Here is a 14,799-nt window from a genome sequence, read left to right as displayed (position 1 = left end):
AAATTAATTCAAACTATCCATTTCATATTTAATAAGAGTTTTATTAATGATATTGACTGTTTTTTCTGGTAATTCGGTAGGGTAAAAATGCGTTCCGTTCACTTTATTAAATGAAATAGAACTACCAGCAGATAATTTCCACTTATAAATGTCACTGTCATCTATTTCTATTTCTTTATTGCTCCATAAAATAGACATATCCGTATTAATCATCCTTGGTTCTTCTAGAGGGGTACTTTGTATAATTTGATAATCAGCCACGAGAATGTCTAAATAATAATCAAGTAATGGCTTATTTTTTATGATTTCCTCTTTAAAACCGCCCATTTTTATAAATTTTGATTTACATTCCTCAAGATCGTTTAAATCATAATTTGCCTTTTTATTCTCATGATAAGGTGGCCATCTACTTGAAAAGAAAAGGTGCTTTGGCGGCTTAAATCCACTTTTAATTAAATCGAAGTAAAGGTAATATAAAATAACACTTCCCAAGCTATGACCGAAGATTGAGTAATCCTCGTTATTAGAGACCTCTTTTTCGAAAGTGCGTTTTAAATCTTGAATTACTTCATCCATATTTCTACAAAACTTTTCATTCGAGCGTGTCATATGACCTGGTAGCTCTAATGGAATAAAATTAATATTCGAATTCAAATGGTTTCTCCATCCATTGTATGAGATGGATGAAGCACCAGCATGAGGGATACAGAATAATTTCATAAAAACCTCTTTTTATAATATTTTTATTTTATTGCCTAGTTCATACATGGTATTAGTTTCATCCAATAACGCTTTAATAACGTTATTAATCTGCTTTGAGTCTACTTTTTTAATTTTTAAAGCTTTGATTAATAAATTGATAATTTCAGCCTGCTTATTTTTTTTCTGTTCTTGTTCTAGAGTTTCTAATTTATCTTTTTCATTCCTAATAGTTTGGTAGATAGCGATTACTTCATTAAACTCCATTTCATTTTTATTCTTATTTTCTGTAGAAGCTAAAATACTAAGACTTCTCCCTATAAAATTAGGCATGTCCTTTTCGAAGTTCTTATCAGAATTGAACAAATCTGATAATGATTCTCTATCGTTAATTAGACCATAGCAATAAGTCTCTATACGGGGGTTATTTTCTTTAATAAATTCAGATAATAATAACTTAGGACTCATTTCAATTGTTTTATTAATACCGTATTTATCAAATAAATCCATTGACTGGCTGAATAATACTGGATTAACTAAATGGTGTGTTAAGTATTTTGCTATTTTAGATGGATCAGACAATAGTTTACCCGTATAATTTGAGATTATTGGAAAATTAAATTGGTTAAACTCAATCGAGCTAGTAAACTCAAGAAAGTCCATACAAATCTCATTCATTAGAGGCGAATGAATCGGTGGGCTATTAAATAATGGTGTGACCATCGCCTCATTATCAATTAATTGTTGTTCTACTAGGTTGAGAGCATGACTCTCTCCACTAATCGCGAATTGACTATTAGAATTAAAGCAAGATATGAATATACTATTATCTAAACCTGATTTTTTAATACAATCGCTTATAACTTGATAATTGGTTCCTTCAATAATTGACATATAACCAATTTCTTTTTCATTTAGCTTTTCTATTAACTCTCCCCTTCTAACCATAATTCTTATTGCGTCTTCTAAGTTGACTGCTCCTGAACTTACAAGCGCAGCATATTCGCCGATACTATGTCCAATTGAAAGTTGGGGTCTTACTCCAAAGTCATGTACATAAGATCTGTATATGGCCACTTCTGTAGCCAAGATACATAATTGCATATTTGTAAAATTATTTAGTTCACTTACACTTCCATTAAAGCACAAGTTTTGCAAGTCAATTCCTGCCACTTCACTTGCTTCTTCATATGTCTGCTTTGCAATATCATAGCTATCGTAAAAAAATTTTCCCATTTGGATGAATTGAGTACCTTGCCCTGGGAAAACGAATGCGAATTTATCCATAGATAAGCCTCCAACTTTTTTTATTATTCATTAACTAGCTGTTCTAACTCTTGCTCCCCTTTTACTTCTAAGGTTAGGTAGTCCGGTAATTTTTGAACCAGGTCTAAGCTATTTTCGAAAATAATAAAATCTTCTTCTTGCTGTATTTCATTGAATCCAGCAAATTTATAAGTGATATACATCATTCTATTTTTGTCAGTTTTTTTAAATTCGGCTTGTAACTGTACACCTGCTTCTTTAGCTAAATTTATTAAATGGTTCAACATTACTGTACCTACACCACGGGACATAACTCTGCAGGACATAAGTAAAAGCTTAATAGTCCATACTCTTTCTTTCTTTTCAACTAATGTAAGTCCAATTTTTCCGTATGTTCCATATTTATCTTCCAGTCCTGAAATAAGTAATATATGGTTATCCGAGCTTCTGAGATGATTTAATTCCTCATAGGAATAGGTATAACCCGTTGTATTAAGTTGATTAGTTCTAACAGTCAGCTCTTCCGCTCTTTGCAAATCTCCGTCGCCTACCTCTGAGATAGTAAATTTCATATCTAATGAAGCTAGAAATTCATCTTGAGTTCCTTTAAATGTCTCTTCTATTGTTTTTCTTTTGATATCGCTTAGATACATCCGTCTTCTTTTGTTTGAATCTTCAGTCACGAATTTGGGTATTAATTCTTCTCTCAGAAGGATATCTGTTAAATCAGTCGAGTCTATGCATAGGACACTAGGAAGAACAAATTCAACTTCTTCTCTCTCAAAAGGTTGATCATCTATAAAGGCGAAAGTGTTGATGCCTATATTTAGAGATTTTGCAATCTCAGTTATAGAAGATGATTTAGAGTTCCAATTAATCTGTGGATATATAAAATACTCTTCCAATCCGAATTCTTTCAACTTTTGAATTGCTCTATTATGTTCATTTTTACTAGATATAGATTGTAGTATTCCTCTTTCGTCAAGTGTATGGATAATTTCTTTAACTCCACTGCGTAGGGAAACATTTTCATCCTCAAGCAAAACTCCATCCCAGAGAGTATTATCTAGGTCCCATACCACGCACTTAATATTTTTTCTTTTGTTTACTCCCATCGTTAAACCCCCTCAACTAATAATAAATTAAGCATTTCTTCCGATAAGGACTTCATGAAGTTGTGTAGTTCCTTCTATTATTTCGTTAATTTTTGCATCTCGCATATATCTCTCTAACGGATATGAGTCACTACATCCATTCGCTCCATGTATTTGAACCGCATCATTTGCTACTCTATTAACCATTTTTGATGAAAAGTACTTTGCTATCCACGTTTTCATTATTGATTCTGGGTCTAAGGTGTCTTTAAGAAAGGCGGCTTGATAACATAACAACCGGGCAGCTTCAATGTCTACCACCATTCCTGTTATCATTCGTTGAACTAATTGATTCTCTATTAACTCTTGTCCGAATTGTTTTCTTTTATAAGAATAACTAATAGATCGTTCCAAACAAGATTGAGCAATACCAACACAGCCACTGGCTATGGTAAAACGCCCATAGTCTAAACAGTTTAATGCAACATGAGATAAACCTAATCCTTTTCTTCCAATAATACTACTAGAATTTATTTCGCAATTTTCAAAAAATAATTCAGCTGTCATTGACCCCCTTAAACCAATTAAGCCGTTTATCGGTTTACGTGAAAAGCCACTTGCATTTTCCTTTACCAGAAAAGCAGTTGGCTCTCCATCATATTTAGAAAATACTAAATAAACATTTGCAATTTGTCCCATAGTAATCCACTTTTTTCTACCATTAAGTATTATCATATTATCTTTTGAAGTCGCCTCAGTTTGTATACTACTCGCATCACTTCCCGCTTCGGCTTCTGATAAAGCAAATGCGCCAATAATCTCACCAGATGCAAACTTAGGTAATAATTCTCTTTTTTGTTTTTCATTGCCCCATCTTAGTATCGCCAAGGCCACCATCCCGTGGACGGTGAGTAAGCTCCTAACTGAAGAACATGCTCTCCCTATTTCTTCATTCAGAATTGCAATAGACACATTGTCCAAACCCATGCCCCCAAATTCTTTAGGAATCATAGAGCCTAGGTATCCATTAGATTTAAGTTTATTTATCAAATCTTTTGGGATGTATTCTTCCTTATCTATAAGTGATGCATAAGGTTCGATCTCTAAATCTGTAAATTCCTTGAACTCAGACTGCAACATTTTCTGTTCGGCAGTTAACTCAATTTTCATTTATTCTCTCACTCCATTATTAAATCTTTTGATATTATCAAGTAGCTTGGACCATTTTTTCTTCTACTAAAGAAGTGATTTTATTGATGCTTCGAAAATTGTTGAAATTGAGATCATTATTATCGAGTTTGAGATTGAACTCTTTTTCCAAAAACATAACTAATTGCATTGCGAATAAGGAGTTTACGAATCCTAATGAAAAAATATCCTCCTCATCTTCCAGTTGATGATTTCTAAAGTATTTACTAAGGAATTCTTTGACTTTCAACTTAACGTTGGATTCCATTCTATTACTTCCTCTCTGTTATTTATTTAGAGTGTCTAAATATCAATAAGTATAAAACCCTTGCCCTGATTTCTTTCCATAGAGACCTGCATCAACCATTTTTCTCAAAAGTGGACAACATTTAAACTTGCTATCTTGGTAAGTATTAAAAAGGACGTCTAAAGAATTAACTACAGTATCTAAACCAATTAAGTCTGCTGTTTCTAAAGGTCCCATCTTATGTGAGTAACATTGTTTAAAGATCCTATCTACATCTTCAGGAGTTGCTACTTGATCTTGAACAACAAATGCTGCCTCATTCATATAGAGATGTGATATTCTATTAGAGACGAACCCAGGATAATCATTAACTAGAACAATTTCTTTCCCAATATCATATAGTAATTCCTTAGTCTTATTTATAGTTTCTTCAGAAGTATAGTAACCACGAATTGTTTCTACAGTATTTTTTATTGGAACTGGATTCATAAAATGCGTCCCTACAACTTTAGTTGGGTCTTTAGTTAAAGCCGCAATTTTTGTAATGGGTATGCAAGATGTGTTCACCATTAAAATACAACCTTCATTAACTAGTTCTGAAACTTGTTTATATACTTCTTCTTTAAGTTCATAATTCTCTGTTACATTCTCTACTAAGAAATCCACCTTTTTGATAGATTCATAATTATTTGAAAAATATATATTTGATAACACTTTTTCAGGATCTAGAGAACAATTATTGGTATAAAAAGCACTAAATCTTACATTATTATAAATATCTTCTTTTGCTTTTATTAATACTTCCTCAGATATATCTACTAAGACAACTTGATAGCCATGTTGAGCGAAGCTTTGAGCTACGCCACACCCCATAACACCAGCTCCGATAACACCGATTTTTTTCATGAAGTAATTCTCCTTCTTGAGAAATTCTGTTTTATTCTTTATGGAGAGTTTCATTTATTGTGTTTAGCACTCAAAAAACCTACTATTTTATTTATTGTAGAAAAATTTTCAACAATTAAATCATCATCGTCAATTTCAATCGACAACGCACTTTCTATACCCACGATCAGTTGGATTATTCTTTTTGAATCAAGACCTTCGTTTTTTAGATTACTTTCACTATTTACTTCTTTCTCTATTAGCCCTTCTACTAACTTCTTAATGAGAAGCTCATTGTTAACGGAATTCTTCAAAGTACCTCCGCTCCCATTTCTTTTAATATCCAAGGTTCATCGCTATATCCATATTTGTCGGTAATAGCTTCTTTCCAACGATCTAAACCAAATGCTATACACCCTGAATATAGAGGTTTTTGATTCATATCTTTAATTTCGTATTTGTCACACAACACATCTTCGCAATAATTAAAAGAAGCAATTGAACTTTCTTTTCCTTCAGTGGTTACTACTACTAATTCATATTTTGCTTTACTCATTAATTGATATGCAGCTTTAGTTTTCAGATCATCACTAAAAAAGAATGGATCAGTCGCAGTAACAATCTTTCCTATCAATCCAATGGAATCAAATAGGGACCAAACGTCTTTCATTATAAGGTCTCGAGTTTGACAAACCCAGTCTTCTTCACCTATAAAAACTATTTCCCTCATAGAGAATTCACTTTTTCTGAAATTATCTTTTTTCCAATCAACTTCATGCCGAAAACATTGTCCCTGACTTGTAAAGATTTTAGGGGAAGTGATACGATCTCCTTGGAGTTCTTCATATGAGTGATAACATAAACATGGCCTTAGGAATTGACCATTAAACATTAGGGAACTATGATCACCTATTGCTGCATCCTGCTTATACTGAATTATAGTTTCGTGATTATGGGCAACTGAACCTACCCCAAATACATTTTGAGGGAAATTAAGGTGATATTGGTTAATATCCATGTTGTCTGCGTTTAAAAAGATTGGATATTCTCTAATTTGCGCCTCGTATTTTCTGGCAATTTTGAGTAACTCATTATCGATTTTCCCAAGCAAGTTTAGATCCTTTTCTTTCTTAAATGTCGCTAAACTTTTTGGGTTTTGTATTCTTGGTAGATCCTTCTCAATTGTTGAAACTTCGTTACTCTTAACAACTTTTGATTTTATAAACCTTGTTCCGGTAAGTTGTTTAAGTAAATCATCTATACCTTGTTGTAATATTCTGACCTCTCTAGATAGAGAATTGTCGTTAATAATTATTTGAATTACATTATCAACCTCTTCATAGGATAACCCTATAATTTCCTCAGAGATGTAGGGTAATTTATCTAGCAACATTCTTACCTTCTGATCAGAGAGGTGTGCAGTATCTAAATTAATATGTTTCATTTAACACACTCCTACTCACACTTATTTCTTTAGCCCAATCTTCTTTCAAGTACTTTAAAGCAGAAGCTTCCTTTTGATAGATGGTGGATAAACTATTATTAACCCTTGTTAGAAACTTATTATAGTCTCGAGTAACATTACCTTTCAAAAGTATCTGAAAAAGAATAGACCAACTTTGTGAAACATCATGATATTGCATTACTAGTTTCTTGCTTTTATTTGTTTTTTCTAAATAATTCTTGAAATGATAACGAGAGAATGACATTTCTTTTATGGAAGGATATATTGTATTAAATAACTTATCTTGTTCTTCTAGATTAGTTCTTTTACTAAACTCATTGATCAATTGTTCTTTAAACTCATTTATTGCTTCTATGCCAATATAAGAAAATTCTCCATAATTGCTATAACTTATATTCCCTTCCAATGCGTCAATGTTTCTTTGAATAATTGATTCGGACTTTTGGCTGACATGATCTGGATACGTTTCAATATAATATATCCTTAGACTTCCTTGTTTAGCTTGGTTTTCAATAGCCTTCATAAAATCCTCACTTGATATTTCACCAAAATAATTATAATAATGATCGCAAATAACATAAGTATTTTCGTGATAACTGATTACTTCAATGTCGTGCTCGTAATGTAAATCTTGATAAAATACTGAATATGGTAAATTGTACAAATCGACAGAAACACCTACTATAATTTCCTGCTCAATACACTTAAGTAGAGCCTCTTGAAATGACTGAATATCGTTAAATTCTTTTTGATTGAGAATAAATCCATAGCTCTTCAATTCATCTTGTAATGAAAGATAGTATGGACTCATTACAAAGTCTGAATTAGGTTTGAAATGGTAACCTACCTTCTTCCACATTCCATCTGTTTGAATGTTTCTACGTTTTATGGATGCGGTGATTAATAGGTTTCTACAGTTATAATAACTACTAGAGTAAATTTCCACATTATTCAACCTCACATTCAAGGGTTATAGCAAACACATGTATAGCAGGATTATCTTCAAATAACACTGCATTTATCTTTTTAGGGTAAGCAAGGTCTATTTCTGAATGCCATATTGTCCCTGTTAAATTAGTTACTTTCCCCTTCTTATTATGTACATAATCAAAAAATAAACCTGTACGTACTTTTTCAAATGCTGGTTGTTTATTTATTAGTTCAGTGGTGTAAAAAGGTTTTATATCCACTACTACTTCATCGTTAAATAGATTTAAATTTTGAAAGTAACTTCCATAGCATGATAGAGACAGGAAATGAATTCTTTTTACAGTAGTTATCTTAAAAGGCACTAACTGTCCCTCTAGTTCAATGTTGTCTAGATTGTTTTCATCTTTAGTTATGAAAAATGGAACCCCGTTAACTTGTAGTTCCGTATTGTAAATGAGATCATCTCCCGGTAAAGACATACCGGTATGAGTTAGTTCTCCTGTCTTAGATTCAGAAATTGATGTGAAACCCCGATTATTAATAAAGTCATTAATAAATACTTTATGGTATTTATCATTTAACATAGTAGGCCTCCCACCTAATTTAAATTAAAGGATGCTGAATCGAGTATGATTCAGCATCTGGTTTTTTAGTAGTTCATTTTTACTGGCATATGTCTCACCTCCTTAAAGAGTTTCAAACTCGTTTATTAAACTTACTTCTTTAAAGGCTCTAAATGAATAGTATGTTTAAGGCTGCAAATATTAGAGAATTGAATAGGCAAAGCTAACATCTTATGAAGTCTAGGCGAAATTTGTTTTGTAGGTTGTGTAGATATTTCTTTCTTTAAATCAACCATGTACTCACCTGCCCTAACTACTTTTTTGAAAAAATATTATGAATATTCATTCACTATTTGATATTAATTATATATGGCTTACTCATATTTAAAAATACTTTTCGAAGACTATAAACATATGATTTTTTTATGCTTTTTAAAAACATTTTTTAAAAGAATGTTTATAAAATTCTTAAACTAATGTTTAAGGCAGAATAACAGTGCAGAATTCCACAAAAAATTAATGCGTAGTGCTGCACTTGTTTTATAAGTACATAAATAAAGGCTTGCCAGCGAAACCAAGTTCCATCACATCTGAAATAATTAATTCTACTTTTTCAAATTTTTCTAAAGGTGTCTATAATACCTTTCCGTTCTTACAAGGAAGATTCTGAGTTATTATTTCAGTTAATCGCAGAGAGTATGAGCAATAGACCTTTCATTATATCAATTTATATTTCAGTCAATGGAACTGGATTTTTATATTTCATAGGTTTGAGACTAACAGCAGCGTTGATGGATCGTTTAGTTTACCACACACGTGTATTAACTTTCTTTTGTGGAAATTATAGGCTATCAAGGCACTATCGAAACTGAAATAAACGAATATTGAGTGGCAAAACTCTACATAACACTTGCATGATTACTATGGACATTTTTATTGCAAAATACAGCTAATTAAAAACTAAAAAGAATAAGAGAGATTTATAAAAAATGGGTCGTAATTTAGAAGGTGTTAATCTATAAGAGCGGGAAATAAGAAGAGGAGCGCCCTTTAAAGGGACTTGAGCATTAAATTACGAAGGAATAGAGTTGTTTCTGACGGAGATTTTAGTGAAATCCATTCTACATCCAAAGTAGCCCACCTATTATGGAAATGAAGTACTTATTTTAACACTATAATATACTGAAAAACACCTTCATTCTATAGAATGAGGGTGTTTTTCAGTATATTATTGATTTTAGGTTTCTCTATATCCTTAAAGGATTTTAAAAAAATAGATAAATAGGACTAACGAAGAGCTGTTCTAACATATTTCTAAATAGTTTTATTATATTATCTATACTTAATGTGGTGGTGTTATATCACCCTCACCTAGGGGGTTAACAATAATATTTTCAAGACTATTATCAATATCAATTTTACCTTCAGTGGGATATCCAATTGTTAAAAACAAAATACTCGCAATTAAAAGAAGACCTTTAAAATTCTTTTTCATATTCAAAATTCCTCCCGATTAAGATTAAAAATTGCATGTTGTTTCATTTTAAGTAGTTGGTAAGCATTCTTGTACTTATTTTTTTTAGCATAAACGTCACTTAGTTCTTCAGCATTATCTATTATAGGTTGCCAGATTTGTTTCTTTAAAAAAACTTGAATTGTATAACTCATCATTTCAATATATTTTTCTTCGTTACCCAATAACAAAAAATACTTTGCTTGTATTAAATCTAAGTGTAAGTTACTTACTAATGTTCTGTTAAGTCCATAAGCTTTTTTTAGATAAAATTCAAATAAATCAAAATCTTGCTCTTTTAACAAGGTTTCTAATATAGAACGTAATGTTAAAATCTTATCTTCATCTTCAATCTTATTTTGTAAACTTAAATTAAAATATTTAAGGCTTTCAGCAAGTTCCCCCTTTCGTTCAAAGATCAAACCAAGATTATGATATAACTTACTTTCTAAAGTAGAGTTTCTTTTCATCTTAGCTAATTCTATACCTTTTTTTAAAAACAACTCTCCTTTCTTAAGTTCTTTCATTTCCCAACAAATCACACCTATGAGATTATAACTTTCGGCAGCTTTTATCCAAGAGTGCTGTTGTAAATATAAGTTAGCTGCTTTTTCGCCATATTTCACAGATCCATATAAATCTTTACATTTAAAAGAAGCGAGGGCTAAATTAAAATAGATTTTAGCCTTTGTTTTTTCATCTTCAACAATTTGTGTTAATTTCAAGAAACTCCTGTAACTCTTATCAAATTTAGATTCCGTATAGAAGACAATTCCTTTTAAGTAATAATATAATTCTTTTAGTGGTAAAGATAAGTCCTCTACTACAACAAGTGGTTCCACTTCTTCATAAAAAAAGTTCTTCATTTTAGCAGAATCTTGTATTTTTAAATAGAAGTAAACAGTCAGTAGTTTAAAATGAAATTCTTGTTGCATTGAAGAGATGTAGGGAAAGTTTCGCTGAATTTCGTTAAAAAGATTTATTATTTCTGATGTCTTATCACTATTATGTTCTTCTAATACTTTATAGAAACTTTCGAGTAAGCCATCTAATATTTCATCATTCTTCGAATTCTCAATTAGATAAGAGTTGGGTACCTCTAACTTTGCAGACAATAAAAGGAGAATGTCAATTGGACATATAAATCTATTAGCTTCAATGTTACTCAAGTGTGTCCTTGAAATAATGCCATTTGCTAATTCTGCTTGCGATAATCCTTTTTGCTTACGTAACTTACTTATTCTGTAACCTATGCGCAATTATAGGACCTCCGGATAGTATTAACTAACTAATTCATCATAATTGTACATAGTATTATAAATAAATACAATAGAAGTGTTATATAATATCCCCTCTTTAAGTATGAATTCATTGGCGAGAGTTGTTCAAATATAAGTTACCTAATGGACTAAGAGAGGGTGAGACCAGGATATTATTTCGACTATAAAATAGACCTCTTGTGCTTTTAACAATGAACGGGAGATGCTGCTTACAATACTAAACTTCCATTCTTAGAAGTAATCGTCCCTCAGTACACGAGAACTCTTTGCAAGTGTTGCATAATATAAAGCAACTCTAGTAATTTTATTATGCTCTAATATTACCATCCATAAGTTAATACACCACATTCTATAGACGTTCTATATTTGGAGATTGGGAAGATTAAAAGAAACAATCATCAAAAATATGCTTAATTTAGATTTAAATATATATACATAAGCATTGTATTTAATATTAATATCAATATATACAATTATATATAATGTGGATAAAAACTATTATCATCCACAGTACAGTTTCATACTTTTGTATATATAAAAGTATTATATTCGTTTATATAGATATGTTTTTAACTCTTAAACTTGGTAAAACGGTAGGAATATATTTTGTACATCAAGGAATCTGAGGGTAATATTTTGGAAGCTAGTATTTTAAATAAGCATCTTAATCCTTACGTTATGTATATAAACCAGAATATACTTACGATCAAGCAACAGTGAAACTGTACTTCTATTGCCTGTTGCATAAGGTAGTAGTGAAGCTTATCTAAGATATTCTAAAATTCCTTAGAAGCAAACTATGGGGATATTAGCGGATGCAGGATATGGAAAGTAAGCTAGTTATTTATTTAATGAGGAGGTTTAAACATGAAAGGGAAGATTTTTTTTTGTAGCAGCTCTAAGGATTCTATTCTTTGTTGCAATTTATACTTTTTTCTATTTCTCATTAAAATTCCAGAAGATGAAGTACTAGGATATCTACTCAAAGATCAACAAATTGTAAGTATCGATAGTCTAAATTAGCAGCAATGAATGTACCGCTATATGGCATTTTGGCAATATCAAAAGTAATTTTCCCTCTAATAGCAATAGCAGTTTCGAATTACTTTACAGATTTTTTAAAGAAAATTTAATAAGAATAATGAAGAAAACATGTTCTCGAAATCAGTAAACAAGTTTGGTAAGAGTAAAACTGAGTAATAAACAAAAAACCTGTCACCTAGATATATTACTTGGATATCTTGTGTGTCAGGTTTTTTGTGAAATATCTCCGCTAATTAACTCCATTGGTTTATATCAATTCGACCTCTATTCACTCTCTTTTTCTCTGAACCAGGATTAGAATCTTTCTTATCGGATCTTGATTCTTCTTTGTATGAGACTTCAACATCTTTAGGGCCTGCATGTTCGTTAATGTTACTTGATCGGTCTTTGATCTCATTAATAGTAACTTCTTTACTCAAATTTCCCACTTTACTTCTCTCTGCATACCCACTATCTATATCACTATCATCTACTGTAATATCAGCGTCTATTTCAACCATGCGATCCGCACTTTCATGTACACTAGATGATATAGAAGTCTTATCAGTTTGGTCATGAGCAGGTGCATCCTCAATTTCTTTTATTTCTCTAATCTCTTCATGTTGCATATGAAGATTATCATTAGACGGATTACCAGAAATTAAGGAGTCCTGTTCCATCTCTCTAGCAGTACTTGCATCAGGGAAACTACGTTTCAACGTTCCTACTGCTGCCTTGTTTAAGATATCTTCTTTTACGTCTCTAAGACCGTTTTCTGCTACATCCCTTTCAATGAGCTGCCTAAGAGATTCACTTATATTTGATTGTGAATTAATCCAGTCCATAATGAAGTTTGGCTCGTTCATTTTGGTACGCATTATTACAGCTTCTCCGCGCTTTTTCAATTTCTTTTTTCTCCCAGCCAATAGTTCCACCCCTTTTTAAATATTTGAAAAAGGGTGTAACGCTGATGTTACACCCTTTTACAGCATTTATTTAGATGCAAGTTCCTTTTCTTTTAGTTGCGGCAATACTGTTTTCAAGAAAATATTCAATCCCTCAACGTTCATTAGCGGTGCAAATTGCTCTGGAACCCATAGTAGTCTAGCAGGAACATCCGGACGGTCACATAGTTTTTTAAGTGGTTTATAGAGTTGGTCTTTCATAAGAATAGAACCGCCTCCATATACGCAAATGATATCTACTTCATTGGAAGCTTTTTTTAACTCATCAACAATGTGATCATGGATCGATTTCACCTCAGAGCGCATTGATTGTTTGATCAATCTAACAGCTTTTTCATGGTATGGATGCTTATGATCCTTGATGTAATCAATGAATTGCTGGCGTGAGATATTCATATCTGATACTTCGTTTTTAAAAAGATCGATAGCTTTATTAATTGAATGACCAATACCTGTAGGAATCCCATTCACGAAATCCCTATCGTATTCATAGCCAATTGTTAGCGGTGTATCACTCGTTCCATCCCCTATGTCAACATGTTTAATCCTTTTGTCTTGGAAGTACTCACCATCAACATTTAAGTCATATTCTTTTTTAAACTCATCAAAAATCGAGTCATTTCTATAATTACCATCCTGATCCTCAATAAGATTGAATAGAACTGGAGTCCCCTCTGGAATTACTTTTACGTAAGTAAATGTCACGCTTACGCGGACTTTAAGATGTCCTACATAAACGATTACTGTATGCAGACCATCCATAAAGCGTTTAGCGAATAAACTAGCGGTTTCCCTATTCCATTGATTTACCGGCAATGCTGTAGCCATATCGACATTTAAACTTATCTCTTTAGATAATTGCTTTGACTCTTTATATGCATTCTGTACCGCAATACCAGCTAGTAATCCTAATGTATTGATAATCGGTAAATCACTTTCATATTTTTTCTCACTATCTACACTCATAGAGTGCGCTGTGTACTTACTTTTAATGGCTTTTCGCCCTATGAAGTACAATCCTCCAAAATCAATACTATCTGACTGGATATCAACTTCTAATTCATTTAAAAGATTTGGAATCAGCGTCTCAGGCTCACTATTATCTTCAAATGATGGTCTTTCTGGCATCGCGTATGTATTAGGCTGCCTATATAAGTTGTCATTCACTTTAACAGCCTGTTCATTATTTCCGTTATCGTTTGCTACATTCATATTCATGACGATCATATAAGTCACTCTCCCTAGTCTCATATATATATATATATTTATATTAATTAATATCACTATATAACACAAACTCTCTAATGTCCAATCAACGTTACAATTGTATATATATTATTAACATAATCATATATACAATAATATAATTAATATAAATAAACATACATAAATGATCAATGTTTTCCGTTACACACTTTAATTTAACTTAACGACACCATTACCAACCTTAATTAAGCGGAGCGCTATTCGTTTTAGCGTTAAAAAGCGCTATAATTCATTTTAACTAGCATCAACTAAACTAATTTGAATATTGAGCGCTAGCTGACGATAAAGTTAGTCTCGATTTAAAGGTGTGGCGCTCTAGCTAGATTAAATTAAGTATTGTAGCGGAAGTGGAAAGCCTTGATATAACAAAATTTTATCGTTAGTATATACAGTAGCGGAAAAACTATGCAACCTT

At 31.7% G+C, this 14,799-nt stretch carries 14 protein-coding genes; all 14 read right to left on the bottom strand.

All coding sequences use genetic code 11. From position 1 onward, the window contains the following. Positions 1 to 3: 3 nt before the first annotated feature. The 14 genes from PQ478_RS21670 to PQ478_RS21605 all read right to left on the bottom strand — a co-directional run bounded on the left by PQ478_RS21670 (position 4) and on the right by PQ478_RS21605 (position 14,345). The gene (locus PQ478_RS21670; RefSeq protein WP_289237029.1) at positions 4 to 720 is read right to left on the bottom strand and encodes a thioesterase II family protein; all 717 of its coding nucleotides are present in this window, start codon (positions 718 to 720) and stop codon (positions 4 to 6) included. A gap of 12 nt (positions 721 to 732) precedes the next feature. Further along, positions 733 to 1,986 (bottom strand): ACP S-malonyltransferase, encoded by a 1,254-nt coding sequence (locus tag PQ478_RS21665; RefSeq protein ID WP_289237028.1) that lies wholly within the window; start codon positions 1,984 to 1,986, stop codon positions 733 to 735. Positions 1,987 to 2,009: 23 nt separating this feature from the next. Continuing rightward, complete coding sequence (locus tag PQ478_RS21660; RefSeq protein WP_289237027.1) at positions 2,010 to 3,080, bottom strand: HAD-IIIC family phosphatase; 1,071 nt, start codon at positions 3,078 to 3,080, stop codon at positions 2,010 to 2,012. A gap of 27 nt (positions 3,081 to 3,107) precedes the next feature. Further along, the gene (locus tag PQ478_RS21655) at positions 3,108 to 4,229 is read right to left on the bottom strand and encodes an acyl-CoA dehydrogenase family protein (protein ID WP_289237026.1); all 1,122 of its coding nucleotides are present in this window, start codon (positions 4,227 to 4,229) and stop codon (positions 3,108 to 3,110) included. Positions 4,230 to 4,266: 37 nt separating this feature from the next. Further along, complete coding sequence (locus PQ478_RS21650; protein ID WP_289237025.1) at positions 4,267 to 4,515, bottom strand: phosphopantetheine-binding protein; 249 nt, start codon at positions 4,513 to 4,515, stop codon at positions 4,267 to 4,269. A 42-nt stretch (positions 4,516 to 4,557) separates the two neighbouring features. Beyond that, positions 4,558 to 5,400, bottom strand: coding sequence for a 3-hydroxyacyl-CoA dehydrogenase family protein (locus PQ478_RS21645; protein ID WP_289237024.1), 843 nt, complete (start codon positions 5,398 to 5,400; stop codon positions 4,558 to 4,560). A gap of 50 nt (positions 5,401 to 5,450) precedes the next feature. Continuing rightward, positions 5,451 to 5,693 (bottom strand): acyl carrier protein, encoded by a 243-nt coding sequence (locus PQ478_RS21640; RefSeq protein WP_289237023.1) that lies wholly within the window; start codon positions 5,691 to 5,693, stop codon positions 5,451 to 5,453. Further along, a complete protein-coding gene (locus PQ478_RS21635) occupies positions 5,690 to 6,823 on the bottom strand; it encodes a class-II aminoacyl-tRNA synthetase family protein (protein ID WP_289237022.1) in 1,134 nt (377 codons plus the stop codon). The genes PQ478_RS21640 and PQ478_RS21635 overlap by 4 nt, the downstream gene beginning before the upstream one ends. Further along, positions 6,810 to 7,703 carry a BtrH N-terminal domain-containing protein gene (locus PQ478_RS21630; protein ID WP_289237021.1) on the bottom strand — a complete coding sequence of 298 codons (894 nt, stop codon included), beginning with the start codon at positions 7,701 to 7,703 and terminating at the stop codon, positions 6,810 to 6,812. The genes PQ478_RS21635 and PQ478_RS21630 overlap by 14 nt, the downstream gene beginning before the upstream one ends. A gap of 88 nt (positions 7,704 to 7,791) precedes the next feature. After that, the gene (locus PQ478_RS21625) at positions 7,792 to 8,358 is read right to left on the bottom strand and encodes a beta-sandwich domain-containing protein (protein WP_289237020.1); all 567 of its coding nucleotides are present in this window, start codon (positions 8,356 to 8,358) and stop codon (positions 7,792 to 7,794) included. 1,321 nt (positions 8,359 to 9,679) lie between these two features. After that, a complete protein-coding gene (locus PQ478_RS21620) occupies positions 9,680 to 9,832 on the bottom strand; it encodes a hypothetical protein (protein ID WP_289237019.1) in 153 nt (50 codons plus the stop codon). A 2-nt stretch (positions 9,833 to 9,834) separates the two neighbouring features. Then, positions 9,835 to 11,109, bottom strand: a complete 1,275-nt coding sequence (locus tag PQ478_RS21615) for a helix-turn-helix transcriptional regulator (protein ID WP_289237136.1) — start codon at positions 11,107 to 11,109, stop codon at positions 9,835 to 9,837. Between the two features lie 1,298 nt (positions 11,110 to 12,407). After that, a complete protein-coding gene (locus PQ478_RS21610; protein WP_289237135.1) occupies positions 12,408 to 13,079 on the bottom strand; it encodes a hypothetical protein in 672 nt (223 codons plus the stop codon). 66 nt (positions 13,080 to 13,145) lie between these two features. Further along, entirely contained in the window at positions 13,146 to 14,345 is a 1,200-nt protein-coding gene (locus PQ478_RS21605; protein ID WP_289237134.1) for a ParM/StbA family protein, read from the bottom strand. Positions 14,346 to 14,799 lie beyond the last annotated feature (454 nt).

The organism is Alkalihalophilus pseudofirmus (assembly GCF_029094545.1).
Lineage (GTDB): Bacteria > Bacillota > Bacilli > Bacillales > Bacillaceae_D > Alkalihalophilus > Alkalihalophilus pseudofirmus.
Note: the sequence above shows the minus strand (reverse complement) of the source record. Positions and strands in the feature narration are given on the sequence as shown.

Excerpts from the sequence above, each read along its gene's own strand:
- PQ478_RS21620 (WP_289237019.1), bottom strand. The coding sequence starts at position 9,832 with ATGAAAAAGAATTTTAAAGGTCTTCTTTTAATTGCGAGTATTTTGTTT.
- PQ478_RS21655 (WP_289237026.1), bottom strand. The coding sequence starts at position 4,229 with ATGAAAATTGAGTTAACTGCCGAACAGAAAATGTTGCAGTCTGAGTTC.
- PQ478_RS21630 (WP_289237021.1), bottom strand. The coding sequence starts at position 7,703 with ATGTGGAAGAAGGTAGGTTACCATTTCAAACCTAATTCAGACTTTGTA.
- PQ478_RS21645 (WP_289237024.1), bottom strand. The coding sequence starts at position 5,400 with ATGAAAAAAATCGGTGTTATCGGAGCTGGTGTTATGGGGTGTGGCGTA.
- PQ478_RS21605 (WP_289237134.1), bottom strand. The coding sequence starts at position 14,345 with ATGATCGTCATGAATATGAATGTAGCAAACGATAACGGAAATAATGAA.
- PQ478_RS21665 (WP_289237028.1), bottom strand. The coding sequence starts at position 1,986 with ATGGATAAATTCGCATTCGTTTTCCCAGGGCAAGGTACTCAATTCATC.
- PQ478_RS21650 (WP_289237025.1), bottom strand. The coding sequence starts at position 4,515 with ATGGAATCCAACGTTAAGTTGAAAGTCAAAGAATTCCTTAGTAAATAC.
- PQ478_RS21660 (WP_289237027.1), bottom strand. The coding sequence starts at position 3,080 with ATGGGAGTAAACAAAAGAAAAAATATTAAGTGCGTGGTATGGGACCTA.
- PQ478_RS21635 (WP_289237022.1), bottom strand. The coding sequence starts at position 6,823 with ATGAAACATATTAATTTAGATACTGCACACCTCTCTGATCAGAAGGTA.
- PQ478_RS21670 (WP_289237029.1), bottom strand. The coding sequence starts at position 720 with ATGAAATTATTCTGTATCCCTCATGCTGGTGCTTCATCCATCTCATAC.
- PQ478_RS21625 (WP_289237020.1), bottom strand. The coding sequence starts at position 8,358 with ATGTTAAATGATAAATACCATAAAGTATTTATTAATGACTTTATTAAT.